15 protein-coding genes and 2 pseudogenes are annotated in these 15,628 nt (G+C 54.5%); 5 read left to right on the top strand and 12 right to left on the bottom strand.

Annotated features, from left to right (window positions below; all coding sequences use genetic code 11):
- Positions 1-23: 23 nt before the first annotated feature.
- The 7 genes from IQ241_RS11330 to IQ241_RS11300 all read right to left on the bottom strand — a co-directional run bounded on the left by IQ241_RS11330 (position 24) and on the right by IQ241_RS11300 (position 8,179).
- Positions 24-2,711, bottom strand: a complete 2,688-nt coding sequence (locus IQ241_RS11330; protein ID WP_193907126.1) for a CHASE2 domain-containing protein — start codon at positions 2,709-2,711, stop codon at positions 24-26.
- Positions 2,692-3,537, bottom strand: coding sequence for a FecR family protein (locus IQ241_RS11325; protein ID WP_228021606.1), 846 nt, complete (start codon positions 3,535-3,537; stop codon positions 2,692-2,694). The genes IQ241_RS11330 and IQ241_RS11325 overlap by 20 nt, the downstream gene beginning before the upstream one ends.
- 155 nt (positions 3,538-3,692) lie before the next feature.
- Positions 3,693-5,789: a bifunctional arginine dihydrolase/ornithine cyclodeaminase gene (gene argZ, locus IQ241_RS11320; RefSeq protein WP_193907124.1), complete on the bottom strand. Its 2,097-nt coding sequence runs from the start codon at positions 5,787-5,789 to the stop codon at positions 3,693-3,695.
- A gap of 114 nt (positions 5,790-5,903) precedes the next feature.
- A complete protein-coding gene (locus IQ241_RS11315) occupies positions 5,904-6,296 on the bottom strand; it encodes a hypothetical protein (RefSeq protein WP_193907122.1) in 393 nt (130 codons plus the stop codon).
- Positions 6,297-6,415: 119 nt separating this feature from the next.
- Entirely contained in the window at positions 6,416-7,123 is a 708-nt protein-coding gene (locus IQ241_RS11310) for a pyridoxamine 5'-phosphate oxidase family protein (RefSeq protein ID WP_193907120.1), read from the bottom strand.
- A 21-nt stretch (positions 7,124-7,144) separates the two neighbouring features.
- On the bottom strand, positions 7,145-7,771 hold the full coding sequence (locus IQ241_RS11305; RefSeq protein ID WP_193907118.1) for a transglutaminase-like domain-containing protein: 627 nt from the start codon (positions 7,769-7,771) through the stop codon (positions 7,145-7,147).
- Positions 7,772-7,780: 9 nt separating this feature from the next.
- A complete protein-coding gene (locus IQ241_RS11300) occupies positions 7,781-8,179 on the bottom strand; it encodes a GNAT family N-acetyltransferase (protein ID WP_228021605.1) in 399 nt (132 codons plus the stop codon).
- A gap of 196 nt (positions 8,180-8,375) precedes the next feature.
- Between IQ241_RS11300 and pdxR the strand changes: the two genes are divergently transcribed.
- Positions 8,376-9,842 carry a MocR-like pyridoxine biosynthesis transcription factor PdxR gene (pdxR, locus tag IQ241_RS11295; RefSeq protein WP_193907114.1) on the top strand — a complete coding sequence of 489 codons (1,467 nt, stop codon included), beginning with the start codon at positions 8,376-8,378 and terminating at the stop codon, positions 9,840-9,842.
- Positions 9,843-9,852: 10 nt separating this feature from the next.
- On the opposite strand, the gene IQ241_RS11290 is transcribed toward pdxR, so the two are convergent.
- Positions 9,853-10,764, bottom strand: a complete 912-nt coding sequence (locus IQ241_RS11290; RefSeq protein WP_193907112.1) for an NAD-dependent epimerase/dehydratase family protein — start codon at positions 10,762-10,764, stop codon at positions 9,853-9,855.
- A gap of 122 nt (positions 10,765-10,886) precedes the next feature.
- On the opposite strand from IQ241_RS11290, the gene IQ241_RS11285 reads away from it, so the two are divergent.
- Positions 10,887-11,255, top strand: a complete 369-nt coding sequence (locus tag IQ241_RS11285; RefSeq protein ID WP_193907110.1) for a winged helix-turn-helix transcriptional regulator — start codon at positions 10,887-10,889, stop codon at positions 11,253-11,255.
- Between the two features lie 72 nt (positions 11,256-11,327).
- Here the strand turns inward: IQ241_RS11285 and IQ241_RS11280 are convergent, their stop codons facing one another.
- Entirely contained in the window at positions 11,328-11,648 is a 321-nt protein-coding gene (locus tag IQ241_RS11280; RefSeq protein ID WP_193907108.1) for a hypothetical protein, read from the bottom strand.
- A 127-nt stretch (positions 11,649-11,775) separates the two neighbouring features.
- On the opposite strand from IQ241_RS11280, the gene IQ241_RS11275 reads away from it, so the two are divergent.
- The 3 genes and pseudogenes from IQ241_RS11275 to IQ241_RS26500 all read left to right on the top strand — a co-directional run.
- Positions 11,776-12,528: a DUF4336 domain-containing protein gene (locus IQ241_RS11275; protein WP_193907106.1), complete on the top strand. Its 753-nt coding sequence runs from the start codon at positions 11,776-11,778 to the stop codon at positions 12,526-12,528.
- A 26-nt stretch (positions 12,529-12,554) separates the two neighbouring features.
- Complete coding sequence (locus tag IQ241_RS11270) at positions 12,555-12,932, top strand: DUF433 domain-containing protein (protein WP_193907104.1); 378 nt, start codon at positions 12,555-12,557, stop codon at positions 12,930-12,932.
- Positions 12,929-13,198 (top strand): annotated as a pseudogene (locus tag IQ241_RS26500) (ACP S-malonyltransferase); the annotation flags it as partial. The gene IQ241_RS11270 and the pseudogene IQ241_RS26500, both read left to right, overlap by 4 nt.
- Before the next feature lie 44 nt (positions 13,199-13,242).
- On the opposite strand, the pseudogene IQ241_RS26495 reads toward IQ241_RS26500, so the two are convergent.
- The 3 genes and pseudogenes from IQ241_RS26495 to IQ241_RS11255 form a co-directional block, all read right to left on the bottom strand.
- Positions 13,243-13,572, bottom strand: a pseudogene (locus IQ241_RS26495) (GNAT family N-acetyltransferase); the annotation flags it as partial.
- A 124-nt stretch (positions 13,573-13,696) separates the two neighbouring features.
- The gene (locus IQ241_RS26490) at positions 13,697-13,963 is read right to left on the bottom strand and encodes a WD40 repeat domain-containing protein (RefSeq protein ID WP_193907100.1); all 267 of its coding nucleotides are present in this window, start codon (positions 13,961-13,963) and stop codon (positions 13,697-13,699) included.
- A 131-nt stretch (positions 13,964-14,094) separates the two neighbouring features.
- The gene (locus IQ241_RS11255) at positions 14,095-15,468 is read right to left on the bottom strand and encodes a WD40 repeat domain-containing protein (protein WP_193907098.1); all 1,374 of its coding nucleotides are present in this window, start codon (positions 15,466-15,468) and stop codon (positions 14,095-14,097) included.
- Positions 15,469-15,628: the final 160 nt, after the last annotated feature.

The raw sequence follows: 15,628 nt of genomic DNA, 5'->3' as shown, positions 1-15,628 counted from the left end.
CGTATCCCGCTCATGACTTCCGCTCATAGGCTAGGACGAGCCGGCGGGCGGCTTTCTAACGCCCGCAGCAGCGCTTCTCGATGCACAGGTTTACTGACATACTCGTTCATGCCGACAGCCATACAGCGCTGCCGATCTTCGGCCATCGTATTGGCCGTCATCGCGATAATCCAGGGCTGTCGGGATAGATTCATCTGGCGAATGCGGCGGGTGGCTTCTAGGCCATCCATATCTGGCATCCGCATATCCATCAGGATCACCTCATAGGGCTGTTGTCGCACGGCAGCTAGGACTTCGCGCCCCGTTGCCGCAATATCGGCGGTATAGCCTGACCGCTCAAGCATTCGCAGCGCTACCCGCTGATTCACCCGATTGTCCTCAGCAATCAGAATCAGGCAATCAGAATCAGTTGGCACCGGCACCGCTAGGGTATCCCGAACGACCGGAGCTAGCCCCGGTTCATTGGCAGCCTGGTCAAACTGGAGCAGCGTCTGATAGAGGGCGACTTGTTTCACCGGCTTCCAAAGGACTGCTGTTTTAGCAGATAGGTCTGGATAGGGTCCAGCGTTGAGCGGAGCCAGCAGAATCACCGGCAGCTGCGGCTGACTGGCAATCTGCCGCAGGGTCGCAATCGCACTAGCAAGGTTTGTTTTAGGGACTGCCACATCCAAAATGACGCCGTCTAGGCTGAGTCCCTGCTGAATTAGCGCGATCGCAGCGGATAGGGTACGTGTCCTAAACAGACGAATATTAAACGTCTGGAGCTGCCACGAAAAGCTAGCATAGCGGGTTTCACAGCCGTCTATCAGCAGCAGCTGGCGGCCGGCCCAGGCGGCGAGTGAATTAGCCGGAGCGGGCGTCGCAGCGGGCATGGTCTGAATCGTAAAGTAAAAGCAGCTGCCCTGACCGACCTGGCTTTCAACCCAGAGCCGACCGCCCATGCGTTCCGTCAGCCGCTTACAGATTGCCAGTCCTAGCCCCGTGCCGCCGTACTGTCGCGTGGTCGAAGCGCTCACCTGGCTAAAGGGCCTAAACAGTTTATCCATTTGCTCGGGCGCAATTCCAATTCCCGAATCGCGTACGGCAAACTGAATTTCGTAGGGACTGTCGCCACCGTACAGCCGGGCGATAGCGGCAATCCGCCGTAGCGGCAACGGTAGCGGCAGCCGGGTCGGCGCCGTCGGGTCGAGTCGAGCTGCTTTCACCTGCAGGGTGACTTCGCCCGCCGCGGTAAATTTGACGGCATTACTCAGCAGATTCAGCAAAATTTGCTGAATTCGAGTTGGGTCGCCAATCACCATTGGGGGAACTGACGGCATCATCACATAGGCCAGTTCGAGCGACTTGGCCGCAGTGCGGGGGGCGATGATGTCGAAGCTACGCTCAATACAGCTGCGCAGGTCGATCGGCTGTCGCTCTAAGTCCAGCCTGCCGGACTCAATTTTAGAAAAGTCTAGAACATCGTTGATCAGCGCCAGCAGCGTCTGGCTGCTGTTGTGGACGGTTTCAGCATATTCGCGCTGCTTGGGTAAAAGCGGCGTCTCTTGCAGCATCTCTGACAGGCCAATGATGGCATTCAGCGGCGTCCGCATTTCATGACTCATGGTGTCGAGAAACTCACTGCGGGCTTGGAGTAGCGCGGACGACCGCAGCCGATCGAGCAGGGCAACGGTACCCTCCGTTAGCCCAACCAGCAGTAGCGGGGCAACTAAGGGCAGGTTATAGCTATAGAACAGCGCCAGCAGGCAGCCCCCAGTCCAGGATATTGAGAGCCCTAAGCAACAGGCGAGCTGGGTGGTTAGGCGGCGACGGTATAACATCCATCCCAGCGGTGGCCCGATTAGCAGCAGCGCGATCGCCAATCCATTTTCGCTATAGCTGTGGAACCAGCTTTGCTGGAGCAGGTTGTGCAGCACGGCGGCGTGGAGGTATACCCCTGATACCGGCTGGGGATTAAACGGGGTGCGCAGCTGATTCAGCCCGGTCGTCGCCGTCGAGCCGACTAAGACGATTTTGTCCTGAAACCGCTCGGGCGGGACCCGTTCTTCGAGCACATCGATTAGGCTGACATAGTCCAGGGTCGCCACCGGCCCGGGCCAGCTGATCCGCATCAGCTCTGACTCCTGAGGAATTGGAACGAGCTGATTCACCAGACTGTAAGCCTGAGCTACCGCAACGCCAAAGGCGGGCACATCGGCCACCATAATTTCAACATGGCGGGTGATGCCGTCGGGATCGACCAGCTGGCGCAGATGGCCCACCGCGATCGCCTGCTCCAGCAGCACGGGCGTTGGCACGATCGGTAAACCGTCGCTGCCCCAGGTCTGGCCCAGCACCACGCGGCCCTGCAAAGACATCGCAAAGGCCAGGGCCGCATCCTCCTCGGTCGGCTCAGATAGGAGCAGATCAAAGGCGACAACGCTGGTGTCTGCCGCAGTGAGCTTTTCTAATAGGCGCGTATAGTAGGCTCGCGGCAGCGGAAAGCGACCCAGCTGCCGCAGCGTTTGGTCATCGATCCCGACGATGAGAATGCGGTTATCCCAGGCAGTCGCCAGCCGCAGGCGGGCCAGTCGAATATCAATGAAATTTTCCAGCGGCTTCCAGGCCCCTGCCTTGAGCAGGCTCACCACGACCAGGCTGACCATGAGCCCTGGTAGGAGCGGCAGCAGCCGATGGAGCGACTTCATTTTTTCACCGAGCCACCAAATCATACGCTTCCTCTGTGCCCAAAGGAGTAATGACGTTAGCCCGTAGCCGCCGACCCGAAATTTGCAGGCGCAGGTCAAATGCGCCCGCCCGGTCAGTGGGCTGAATTTCGCCGTTGACAACCAGCAGGTTGACCGGGTCGGTCTGACCAACCAGTTGAACGATGCGATCGCCGTCGGTGCGCGGCCCAATCCTGAGCACTGCAATCACGAGGCTAGGGTCATCGGTCAGCGGACTCGGAGGCAGCGGTGCCTCACCCGGAATAATCAGGCTTTGAGTCGCATCGGTCAGCGCTATCGATTCGCCTTGAGCACTGGCGACGACCCGCCCTTCTAGGGTGGCAACCCCGGTTTTGCCGTTGGGCTGCACCGATACGCCAAATTCGGTCCCCCGGACGCCGCTGACGCCCGCTGGGGTAATGATTTCGAGCTGACTGTCGGGATTATTGAAAGGGCGCACCCGGAGCCGGGCCTGCCCCCGATCGACGCTCAGCCGAGTGATGCGACCGCCACTGCTGGTCGTCCGCATCTGAACGATGCGCAGCGCCGTATTCTGCTCGACCAAGACAAAACCGATCTGCGTATCGACTGCCAGCACCGCCGATGACCGCGTTCCGGTTTGTACGCCCTCGCCCACCGACTGGAGTCGAGTCCCGAGCGTGGCCGGGCGGTTTTGCCCACCGCTGTTAATAAACTGGACGCTACCAGTCATCCGCTGAAGCTCCAGCCAGCGTTCGACCCGGACCGTCAGCGGACGTGCCACCGCTCGTACCGCATTCAGCAGCAGCCCTGAGGCCGCTACTAGGAGAAACCACCGACGATACTGATTCAAACTAGACTCCCTACAATCTGCAGACCAGAATATTGGCCAGACTGCTAGCCAAGCTGTGGGCCAAGCTGCGAAAATAGCCGTTCATAGTATCATACAGATGCAGACCCTCCCGATCTAGCTTTCCTAACACCCTTCCTAAGGATTTGCCCCCGGCGCTAGCCAACGGCATAGACCTGAGTCAGCCGCTCCAGCTGTTTTACGAGCAGGCTCAGAAACAGTCCGACATCCGTCACGACGCCAGTCGATTCGATCGAGCCGCGATCGCTAAGCTTGGTCACCACCGCCGGGTTGATATCAACGCAGACCATCTTCACCCCGGCAGGCGTCATATTGCCGACGCCGATGGAATGCAGCATCGTCGAGAGCATCAGGATCATGTCAGCATCCTGGACCAGCCGGGAATAGTCAGCCTGGGCCTTAAGCAAATCCATCTCGGTGTCGGGCAGCGGCCCGTCATCGCGAATCGACCCGGCTAGGGAATAGGGCACCTGGTGGCGGACGCACTCGTACATAATGCCGCGCTGCAGCACGCCCTGCTCAACCGCTTGGGCAATGCTGCCACAGCGGCGAATGGTATTAATCGCCCGCAGGTGATGGCGGTGGCCGCCCCGCACCGAGACGCCCCGGTTCATATCAACGCCGAGGGAGGTGCCCATCAGGGCCTGCTCAATGTCGTGCACCGCGATCGCGTTCCCCCCCAGCAGCGCCTGCACATAGCCTTCGCGGATCAGCTGGCCGAGGTGCTCGACGCCGCCGGTGTGGACGACTACCGGACCGGCGACGACGACAACTTTACCGCCCTGGTCGCGCAGCTTGCGCATTTCCCAAGCCACCTGCTCGACCACGAGCTCCACCCGGCGCTCGCTGGAAACGCCCGCCCCCATGAAGCTGAACTCTTCGGTTTTGCGATCGCGGCTGGCCGGCTTACGCACCGTACGAATGCCCTCGAAGCCGACCACGACCTGCTCCCCAGCCTGCACATCGCGCAGCAGTCGGCAGTTGGCCGCCGGTTGAGCTGGGTTGACGACGACCACGCCGTCCATCCGCTGGCCCTGCACCCGCACCCATGCCCCATTGACCTGAACTTCAGTCGGGTAAATTGTCGTGCTGTAGAAATCGTCGGGAACGACGCCTGCTTTCTGGATGGTCTCCAGGTGGGCGTCTGCGGCAGCGGGGGTGAACGCGATCGCGCCCAGGTCGATCAGCTGCCCCATCAGCGCTTCCATCACGGCATGGTCGGGGGCAGACACCCTAATCTCAGCCGAGGAAAGGCTCTGGCGCTGTTCGCCCAGGTCAAACTTCAGCACCTGGAAGCTGCCGCCGCCTTCGACAATCAGATCCAGCGCCCGGTTGACCAGCCCAGAATCGAGCAAGTGGCCCTGCATCTGGATGGTAGCGCTCTCCAGCTTGGTCTCCGCGTGCAGGTCTGGCCGCAGCGGCTCAGTCACCCGCAGGGTCAGACATTTAGCCGCCCCGCCCGCCTTCAAAAACTCAGTTAGCGGCGTCTCCACTACCTCAAACCCGACCTGATTTAGCCGCTGCCGCAGCTCGGCGCTGATCGTATTCATCACGATGGTGCGGTCGATATTGACCGCATTGCAGGCGAAGTTAGCCGCGTCTTTTTCCTCTACCGCAATCCGCTTTTCCGCCGGAACTCGCAGTTCAATCAGCCGGTTAGAGTAGGCATCGAAGGCAGGCGGATAGTAGAGCAGATAGCCATCGGTGAGCGGGCAGAAGCAGGTATCGAGGTGATAGAAACGTTCATCCATCAGCCGCAGCGATAGGACTTCGATATCGAGCCACTTTGCCACGTAGGCATGGGTATCGAGCTCGGTGCGAAAGCCATAGCCGGCCCAGAGCAGATTGCCCTCCCGGCTGAGCAGCGCATCCCCAGCGCCTTCAAAGGGCAGCTCTGGCGGCAGCTCGTAGACGGTATAGCCCTGCTGCTCAAACCATTCTTTAAAAAAAGGCTCTTCGCCCTGACGCTCGGGGTGTAAAAAGCGGCTAAGGACGACCTTTTTGCCTAAAACCAAACCGGCGTTGGCGGTAAAGACCAAATCGGGCCAGCCGGGCTGGGGCTTAATCAGATCGACCTGGGCGCGTTCAGTAATTAGCTGATAAAGGGCCTGCCACTGGGTCTGCGCCGTTTCCCGCGAAGACCGATGCACGTTGCCCTTCATCCACGGGTTGATCACATAGTCCACCTCGTAGTGGTGGGGAGAACACATCAAAAAGCGAATCGAAGCGGTCATGGGGATACCCGTCAAATATGCGTGCAGCCTCCTATTGTATAAGGCGAAGGAAACCGAGAACAATCAGGCCGGCCCCATGTTATGACCGCTTGACCCGACAACTCGCCACGCAAATTACGACTGGCTATCGTCGGTTTCCATCTCAGCCTGGGCAGAGAGCCGCGGCTCTACTGGGGTCGGGGATAGGCGAGCGGTGGTCAGCTGATGCTGGGTCATGCGCGATCGCAGCAAATGTGGGTGCGCTCCTAAACCCTGCCTGGCGACCTGCGGCGACTCTGCCCCCGATGCAGTCTGAGGAGACAGCTGTGCAGTTTGAGCCGATGCAGAAGACTGCGCTTCCGCCGCGATCGCCGGTTCCGTTGAATGCCCGGTTAGACCTAAAATCAGTCCCAAAGCCGCCAACCCTAATCCCAGCTGCCTGACTGTCCGCCGCCAGCAGCGCTGAATCTGTAAGTAGGCGAGGTGGCAGACAGAAAGCGAATCTTCTTGAGGAGCTTCAGCAGACACGGGCTCAGATCCTAGATAACGTCACAGAACGCTACAGCGTCATGGGCTGCTCAAACTCAAGCTAAAGCCCAATCTAAAATTAGGTATTGCTTTACCATACCAGAGTCAAGTTGTTTAAATCACATCGCGTCCCCGACCGGGTTATAGCCAGCCACGTATGCTGGTATTGCGATGTCGTCGGACAGTACAGGGTCTGGAATAGCTGGGGCCGGGCTATGTCTCAGGGGGATTTCTCCGGCCCAAATCGGTAGGGCATAGTCCGCCTCATCATCTTTGGGCGGGCCAGTGCGAACCTTGGCTGAGGCTTCTGCAATGGGTAGAGCCAGCACCAGAGTCGCCGCCATTTCTTGGCGACTGGGTAGCCGGATATCATTCCATCGGCCAGGGATGATATTTTCGGTAAAGGCTTTGAGGGCTGCCAGTTTCAAGTCGGGCTCCAGTACCGGCGTCGCCGTGCCAAACAGGACCACCGAGCGGTAGTTCATCGAATGGTGAAAGGCCGAACGGGCCAGCACCAGCCCATCTATCAGGGTAACGGTGATGCAAACCGGAATGCCCTGCTGCAAATTTCTGAGCATCCGGCTGGCCGGAGAGCCATGAATATAGAACTGGTCTTCGACCCGACCATAGGCGGTGGGAATCACGAAGGGCTGACCGTCTACAACAAAGCCAACGTGACAAACCAGTCCTTCATCAAGAATCTGATAGACCTGCTGACGGTCATAATGGCCCCGCTTGGGAACTCGTCTGACCTTGCTGCGCGACGTTTTGAGCAGGGGCTCTGAGTGGGGAGGCTCTGGTTGAGCTTGTGGGTTAATCTGATTCATGGGATTCGCTTTTTGAATAGGTTAGGGCAGTTCAACTGGCAGGTGGGCTGCAAGCTGGCTCGGGGTTGGGCTAGTTTGTAATGACCTGACGACGCTGGCGCTAGGCTGAGCGTAGATAGTGGGATAGTCCAATTCGCGTAGTTCTGGCCGGACGGGATAGGCCAGCTGTTCTTTCGGTGGATTGAACTCTGACTGAACACCCGGTTTGTTGCCACGAGCGTCTAGCCGGATCCAGCGCTGCAAGTCTCGTAGATAAACGGCGTTTAGACCATGCAGGGTCAGATAGCCGGGCTGGGCATCGTCAAAAACCAGTCGCTGATAGCAAAAGCCCGCAGGTATGCCAACACTGCGGAGCAGGGCTGCTAGCAGATGAGCTTTAGCAAAGCAAATGCCTTCCCTATGCTGGAGGACTTCCGAAGCTTTGCAAGTCACAATTTTGCCTTCGATGTCAAAAGAATGGGGAATGCGATCGCGCACCCAGTCATAAATAACCTGGGCTCGTTTTACTTCAGTTTGAGAACGCTCATGAAATGTCTTAGAAACCGTCTGGATCGCCGGATGTTCGAAATCAACAATCTCAGAAGCGGTTAGAAAAGCTCTCACATCCTGAGTTTCAGGCAAAAAAATAGCGGGAGCAGCGGCAACCATAATATTCTCCTAAAGGTCTAACCCCATCGTATTGCCATCAGCGAATCCCAAATTTTGATAGACCGAACGTCCTTTGGGAGCCGCATTCAACAAAACTCGCGTGCAGCCAAGCGACTTCAAGTAATCCACGCTCATCTGAGTGAGCCGAGTGGCAATGCCCCGTTTTCGATCGGCAGGTTCGACATAGACGCCCCAGATGTAGCCATACTTTCGATACTGTTCCGATAGAATTGCGGGATAGAGCCCGGCGTAGAGCTGACAGCTGGCTGAGCCGACGACTGCGCCTTCGACCTCTGCGACAAACGCCTGATAGCCCAAGCCTTGACGAGCCTGCTGCATAAACGCTTGTGTAATCTTCTGCCAGTCCGGCTGAATATCTTTTTCAGCAACGCCAATGTCTCGCCACATGCGATAGAAATGTTCCGCAACGAGAACACCTTCTTGTGCATAGGCAGCTCTAAATTGAATGGATATTTGGGTCACCATTGGAATTGATAAAGCTTGGACAGAAGAACCTCTATTCGCTTAGCATAGGCTTAACAATGGACTCCTGCAAGAGCCAATTTTAATTAACTCTGCCAGTCCACTTTGCCCCCACTGGCCGATGGAATTTGCGATCGCGCTCACCCCCCACAGCTCAACTTCCCTCCACCGACAGCTCTACGATGCCCTGCGGCAGGCCATTCTGACGGGACGTCTGGCCCCCCAACAGCGGCTGCCGTCTACCCGCGCCCTAGCAAAAGCGTTGAGCATTGCCCGCTCCACCGTGACTCAGAGCTACGAGCAGCTGCTGAGCGAGGGCTATCTGCAAACGGTAGTCGGTTCAGGCACCTACGTGTGTGACCAGCTGCCGGATGATTTACTGCGATCGCAGTCCGTCCCGACAGCTTCCAAGCCCGCCCCTACTTCCATTCAACTATCTTCCTACGGCGCAAGCCTGGCCGATCTGGCCCATCCGGCTACAGCCGAGCCAGCAGCTGAAATTAGCTTTCGCTATGGCCGTCCGGCCCTCGACCAGTTTCCCCTGGAGCAGTGGCGCAAGCTGCTATCTCTCCATTGCCGCCATCATGACTGGTTGGACTATGCCGCCGACCCGATGGGGTATGGACCGCTGAGAAGCGCGATCGCGCATTACCTCTCCCAAGCTCGCGCTGTTCACTGCAATCCCGAGCAAATCCTGATTACCAACGGGACGCAGCAGGCCATTTATCTGACAGCTCGGCTGCTGCTGGAACCAGGGGAGCGGGTCGCCTTTGAAGATCCGGGCTATCTCAGCGCCCGCCGCATTTTTGAATCTCAGGGAGCTCGGCTGCTACCCATTACAGTCGATGGGGCAGGTTTTCAAGTGAGTCATCTGGAAGAAGTTTCAGAAGCGGTCCGGCTGGTCTACGTCACGCCCTCCCACCAGTTTCCGACCGGAGCCGTGCTGTCTTTGGCCCGTCGGCTAGCTCTCCTGGCTTGGGCAGAGCGGACGGGCAGCCTGATTGTAGAAGACGACTATGACAGCGAATATCGCTATGAGGGACGGCCTATTCCGGCATTACAAGGCTTAGGACTGGGCCAGTCGGTGCTGTATATGGGCACCTTCTCAAAGGTGTTGTTTCCAGCGCTGCGGATTGGCTATATCGTGCTGCCGCTTGCTCTGGTAGAGGTTTTCAGCCGAGCCAAATGGCTAGCCGATCGGCAGACGCCGGCGCTAGAGCAGGCAGTGCTGGCAGATTTCATCGCCGAGGGACATCTGGAGCGGCATATTCGGCGAATGCGATCGCGCTATGATCAGCGACGTCAGACCTTGGTTGCGGCGCTAAAGGAAGTTTTTTGCGATCGCGTCACTATCCTGGGTGAAAACGCCGGCCTGCATCTGATGGTGCGCTTCCAAACCGAGCTACAGGATGCAGAGCTGATTGCCCGCGCCGCCCAGGCTGGTGTGGGCCTGATCTCAGCGCAGTCTCACTATCTGGCTGGAGGCGAAGGGCACGAATTTATCTTCAGCTACAGCGAACTCAGTGAGGAAAAAATCCAAACAGGCATCGAGCGAATTGCTTACTTTCTAAAACCTGCTAGATTGTAAGCCATACCTTCTATAAATTCAGTGTCTTCTTCAACCAATCAATCACTGATGGGTGATTGGGTATCCATCTAAGCAAATTTTTAGCCTTATCTGAACGAACGCGGCTGTTGGAACCAAAAGCGAAATGTGCTGCCTCTTGCCCCCATTCTTGAACCGCTTCCTCAATCGTCCAGGTTTGTGGTGTGCCATTAAAATTAAGTTCACGATGGATTGTCTCAGATAACGCTTTGAGGCTGGCTTCACCGTTTTCTAGAAAAAAGAATGATTCTGCAGGCGCTTTCTCAAGTGCAAGCAGGTAAGCATTTACGAGATCATCAATATGAACGGTTGACCAGATGTTTTCTCCTTTGCCAATGTACCTCGCTTGTTGATATTTCTTGGCAACTGCAATCATCCAAGGAACCTGAATACTTTCTCTATGCAATCCCGCTCCATATCCGTAGATAAGGCAGGGACACATAACCACAGAGTGAACACCCCGATTAACCCCTTCGATTACGTGGGTATCAACTGCCACCCGCCCAATTTTTTCAAATCGAATTGGGCGTGGAATATCTTCCTGAAAAGTACGAGAACTATATTCACCCGCCGCTCGATCGCCAACGATACTCGATCCACTGGTGTGAATCAGTTTTTTTTCTGAACCTTCAAGTGCCTGAAGCAATATCTCAGCGGCAAAGGGATCATCAGCATCTGCGGCATTTACAACGGCATCTGCTGATTTAGCGGCTTCAAAGAGTAGCTTCTCATCGCTCAGAGTCCCAATAACAGGCTCAATTCCCCGTTGCTTCAGTAACTTAGCCTTTTCTGCTGAACGACATAGGCCTGATACTGTATGTTCAGAAGCCACCAATGCAGCAGCAATTGAACCACCGATATAACCGGATGTCCCTGTTAGAAAAATTTTCATTTGCTGATCCATGCCTCAAATTACATTCCGATTATGCAAAATTAGTTAGAATTATGTAAGAACGGATATTTTTGTGCGTTAGTAACAAATATGTCACTAACCGCTATTTCAGAAAGGAGTCAATGATGAGGCCGATGAGACACGTATCTTACGATGGAACGAAAGGCTGCTACGTTGAAGCAGCCTTAGATGCAATTTCAGATAAATGGAAAGGCGTGATTCTTTATCACTTGCTTGATGGGCCTAAGAGATTTAACCAGCTTAAGCGTACGTTCCCTGAACTGTCGCAGCGAATTCTGACAAGACAGTTAAGGGAGTTAGAAGGCGATGGAGTAATCAATCGAAAAGTTTATCCCGAGATACCGCCAAAAGTCGAGTATTCATTGACAGATTTAGGCGAATTACTGAAGCCAACATTGGAATCGCTTGAAGACTGGGGACTAAAATGTGTTGAAGTAACAAAACGTTCAAAAATTGTTTCCGAGAAAGCAGTCGAACAGTAAGTTTTTTCGATAATTTCAAATAATTTAAAAATCAAAACTAAGCAACGCCTAGTTGGAAACAATTAAACCCATTTACTTCACGAAAACAAGCCCCAACCCGATCAGGCTCATCAGCCCAATTAGGCCCAGCGATCGACGGAAGTAGTTGACTCCCTCAAACAGCTCCTGCCAGGCCCAGGTGAATAAAGCACCGAATGCAATTAAACCCGCTGCGGTCTGGATGTTGCCACTTGGGAGGACAAACTGTAGGAAGGTCGCCGCGACTCCAACTAAAACCGGCAGGTTAGGCGGTTGGGCAATCACGATATTGCCTTCACTGTCGCGAAAGGTGCGATCAAATAATGTGGCTTCCTTCGCCTCTAGCTCATTTGATTGAGATATCTGCCCTGCCAAAGATACGACTGAAATTCAATGTAAACCTTTATGACGAGGTAGTATCTATATCGGACGTTAGATTGGCCCAGCTCCTAAGGTCTGACGCTAATATTGTGGGAGCGGGCTATTACCTAGACATAGAGCTATGAGTAACGCTGCGATCGCGCTATACGAACCCATCAATACCCTCAAGCCGGTAGATGAAGATATCTGGATTGTCGATGGCCCAATCGTCTCTATGGCCATGTATGGGACAGAGATTCCTTTTCCAACTCGCATGACCATAGTGCGCCTGAGCAGCGGCGAGCTATGGTGCCACTCACCAACAGAACTGACCCCAGAATTGAAAGCTCAAATTAATTCGCTTGGCCCGCTCCGTTACCTGATTTCGCCCAACAAAATTCACTATGCTCATATCGGTACCTGGGCCAGGGCTTATCCAGAAGCGATGGCATGGGCTTCACCAGGTGTGCGCGATCGCTCAGCACAGCAAAAGATCGCTGTGAGCTTCGATGCTGATTTAGAAGACAACCCACCGTCTCAGTGGGCCGCAGACCTAGATCAGCTGATCTTTCGCGGCAGCCGTTTCATGGATGAAGTTGTCTTTTTCCATCGTAAAAGTGCCACTCTTATTCTTGCCGACCTGATTGAAAACTTTGAACCCGACAAGGTGAGCAGGTGGTTTCGCTGGCTGCTGAAGCTAGCAGGGAGTGCCGACCCCGATGGCAAAGCCCCGCTAGATTTGCGAATGACGTTCTGGGGACAAAAGCGTCGGTCCCAAAGCTGTTTGAAACAAATGCTTCAGTGGAACCCTGAAAAAGTTATCTTGGCTCACGGTCGCTGGTACGAAAATAATGGAACCGCTGAGCTACGCCGCGCCTTTCGCTGGTTAGAATAGTTCTAAGGTTTTGGAGACTGTATATCATGACGACTTCAATGTCCAATGGGAAGACGACTATTATCCGTACAGAGCGGGGATTAACCATTTCGGGTACACGCATCACGCTTTATGATGTGATGGATTATGTGGTGTCCCAATATCCGGCAAAGTTTATTCAGGCACTTTTTAACCTCACTGATGAACAAATTAGTGCAGCGCTTGCCTACATTGAGACTCATCGCACTGAAGTGGAGGCAGACTATCAGACTGTTCTGAGGCAGGCTAAGGAAAGTCAGCAGTATTGGGAAGAGCGTAATCGAGAGCACTTTGCCCGTATTGCAACGATGCCACCTATGCCAGGACGAGAATTACTTTGGGCAAAACTCCAAGATCAAAAGGCCAAACATGAATTAGAAGCATGATCCTTCTCGTTGATCACAATCTGGAGGGACATGCAGAAATTTTATTGGGTACTATTGCTAACCAAGGTTGGTTGGAGCTGCTACCGATTCGGTTTGTAACCTTCATAGACATGAATTTATCAGTCGATATTAGCGATCGCGCTGTTTGGAAAATTGCCCAGGAAGGCCAGATGGCTCTGCTTACAGCTAATCGAAGTATGAAAGGCAAAGACTCGCTAGAACAGGTTTTGCGTAAGGAAAATCTGACAGGTTCGTTCAGCTTCATCGACGCCTGATTCTCTAGCATCACCATGGCTTCAATTCGATTCAACTCCATCGCCTGAAAGCCAAAGTCAATCACCGCTTTTGCGGCTTCGGTCATGATCCCCTGGTGCCAGTAGGCCCTGGCTAGCTCATAGCCAATTTCAGCCCGGCGAGACTGCTGATGCCACTGGGTGTAGCCGCAGGAGCCAATGATGACATTGTCTTGCTTGCGGGCAATCCCCCAGCGGATCCGCTTTTTTTGCCGAAACAGCTCAGTCCGACGCTGAATCAGCCATTCCACCTGGCTCAGCTGAGTGGCAGAATCCATGTCGGTATACTGCGTCACCTGATCGTCCGCGAAAATCCGAAATATCGCCTCTGCATCGGCTGGTCCCATTTCTCGCAGGATCAAATTTGCCGTTTCCAAGCGGGGAAACGAGCTAAAAGTCTCATCCGGCTTTATGATTTGTCCTTCTTGCTAAGCTGAACTTCAAGGGGTATGCTCAACTGCTCCTAATGCTTTAAGTGTAGAAACTTGAAGCGCCGACAAGCCTCTTGCATTCGTGATGTCCATGCCTTCCATAGGGGCGTTCACTCCTTAAAGTTTTAAGGCATTTACCCGTTTCAATGTCCCAGAAGCGAATGGTGCGATCGTCGCCGCTGCTGGCCAACACGAGTTTACTCTCTGATGAATTCTCTATCTGAAGATAGGTGAAGGTCAGAGTATAGATCCACTGAGCATGGCCCTGCAATACGCCAAGACAGTCGCCTGTTTCGCTATCCCACACTTTAATAGCCTGATCTAGTCCAGCCGTAACCCATCGTCGCCCATCTGGCTATAAGCGATCGCGACTACCGGGCTACTGTGGGCCTGAAACTTTCGCAGCGGCTGTCCATCGGCTACAGTCCAAAGCTGAATTTAGCCGGTATCACAGTTGCTTGCGAGCGTTTGCCCATTGGGATGAAAGGCGATCGCGCCGCCCCAATCAAACGTAGCTGAGAAATGCCATTCGCCATGGGTTTGCAAAGACTGGAGGCAGTCGCCAGTAGCGGCATTCCATAGTTTAATGCTCTGATCAACACCATAGCTCGCTAGGGTTTGACCGTTGGGACTGTAGATCACGGTAATCACCGGACTACCGTGATTTAAGATATTCAAGCATGATCCAGTATCAACGTCCCACAGCCGTACGGTATAGTCCACGCTACAGGTCGCGATCGTTCGGCTATCGGGGCTATAGTCTACTGACCAGACAAAGCTCGTATGCCCCTGAATCGTTCGCAAACATTCACCCGTTGCAGCCTGCCAGATTTTGACGACGCAGTCTACACCACAGGTAACTACAGTTTCACCATCTGGGCTAAAATCCACCGAGCGCACCCACACTCTATGCCCACGCAAAAGCTTGAGGCACCGCTCCGTCTGCACATCCCATAGCTTTGCCGTTTGCTCTTCTCCACTGCTAATCAACGTTCGACCATCGGGGCTAAAAGCAATTGCCCAAATATTACCGCCATATCCTCGCCAGGTCTTCAGACATCTCCCGGTTGGAATATCCCACAGCTTCATCGTTTGGCCTTCGTCACTGCTGACCAAAGTATGATTTGAGCCAAATAAGACAATTCGCACCCCGTACTCATGGCCCTGAAACGTTTTGATTAACTGACCCGTGTGATAGTCCCACAGCTTAATCGTTTGGTCAGCGCTACAGCTTGCGACCATCTGCCCATCAGGGCTGCAATCAACCCACCAGACCCAGCCCTGATGCACCTGCGATCGCACAAGTTTCCCCGTATTTACATTCCACCACTTCACCTGTTTGTCCATAGCACCGCTGGTCAGGCTTTGTCCGTCTGGGCTAAAGCGCAGAAATATTAAGGGCCGAGCCTGATGAGCAGACAAGGTATGGAAACATTGGCGGGTGTGAACGTTCCACAGCTTAATCGTACCGTCATTACAGCTCGCCGCAAGCAGCTGGTCATCGGGACTGAAGCGAACCGTAGTGGTCCAGTCCAGATAATCTACTAATGGAAGATATTCGTCGGTGAGGAGATGCCAGAGCTTAATGGTGCCATCTGTCATAGCAATAGTTTCGCCATTAGGGCTCACGGTGACGGCCCAAACAGTGCCATCGGGGTTATGTAGCTGGCGACGGCACTGTCCCGTTTGCACGTCCCACAGTTTGAGCAGCTGATCGTCTCCGCCGCTCACCACGGTTTTCCCGTCAGGCGTAAAGGTAATAGAGCGAACGGCTTTGTTGCATGAATTGAGAAAGGGACAGGGGTTTCCCATCTCGGTCGTTTTCTAGGCTGCAACGCGGTAGCTATCAGGCATTCCGAGCTGCGTCATCCGGTTGAGCGCCTTACATTCAATCATCAACTCGGTGGTTTGAGCTGCTATCTTTCTGGCACACACCTCACCTGTGAAAACGGTTTTGAGTCGGTACATCCCC

Origin of the sequence: Vasconcelosia minhoensis LEGE 07310 (assembly GCF_015207255.1) — a bacterium.
Lineage (GTDB): Bacteria > Cyanobacteriota > Cyanobacteriia > Phormidesmidales > Phormidesmidaceae > Vasconcelosia > Vasconcelosia minhoensis.
The sequence above is the reverse complement of the archived record's forward strand: the minus strand, read 5'-3'. Positions and strand labels throughout refer to the sequence as shown.

Coding starts and splice junctions, on each gene's coding strand:
- IQ241_RS11330 (WP_193907126.1), bottom strand. CDS start 2,711: ATGATTTGGTGGCTCGGTGAAAAAATGAAGTCGCTCCATCGGCTGCTG.
- argZ (WP_193907124.1), bottom strand. CDS start 5,789: ATGACCGCTTCGATTCGCTTTTTGATGTGTTCTCCCCACCACTACGAG.
- IQ241_RS11310 (WP_193907120.1), bottom strand. CDS start 7,123: ATGAATCAGATTAACCCACAAGCTCAACCAGAGCCTCCCCACTCAGAG.
- IQ241_RS11305 (WP_193907118.1), bottom strand. CDS start 7,771: ATGGTTGCCGCTGCTCCCGCTATTTTTTTGCCTGAAACTCAGGATGTG.
- IQ241_RS11300 (WP_228021605.1), bottom strand. CDS start 8,179: ATGTGGCGAGACATTGGCGTTGCTGAAAAAGATATTCAGCCGGACTGG.
- pdxR (WP_193907114.1), top strand. CDS start 8,376: ATGGAATTTGCGATCGCGCTCACCCCCCACAGCTCAACTTCCCTCCAC.
- IQ241_RS11290 (WP_193907112.1), bottom strand. CDS start 10,764: ATGGATCAGCAAATGAAAATTTTTCTAACAGGGACATCCGGTTATATC.
- IQ241_RS11285 (WP_193907110.1), top strand. CDS start 10,887: ATGAGACACGTATCTTACGATGGAACGAAAGGCTGCTACGTTGAAGCA.
- IQ241_RS11275 (WP_193907106.1), top strand. CDS start 11,776: ATGAGTAACGCTGCGATCGCGCTATACGAACCCATCAATACCCTCAAG.
- IQ241_RS11270 (WP_193907104.1), top strand. CDS start 12,555: ATGACGACTTCAATGTCCAATGGGAAGACGACTATTATCCGTACAGAG.
- IQ241_RS11255 (WP_193907098.1), bottom strand. CDS start 15,468: ATGGGAAACCCCTGTCCCTTTCTCAATTCATGCAACAAAGCCGTTCGC.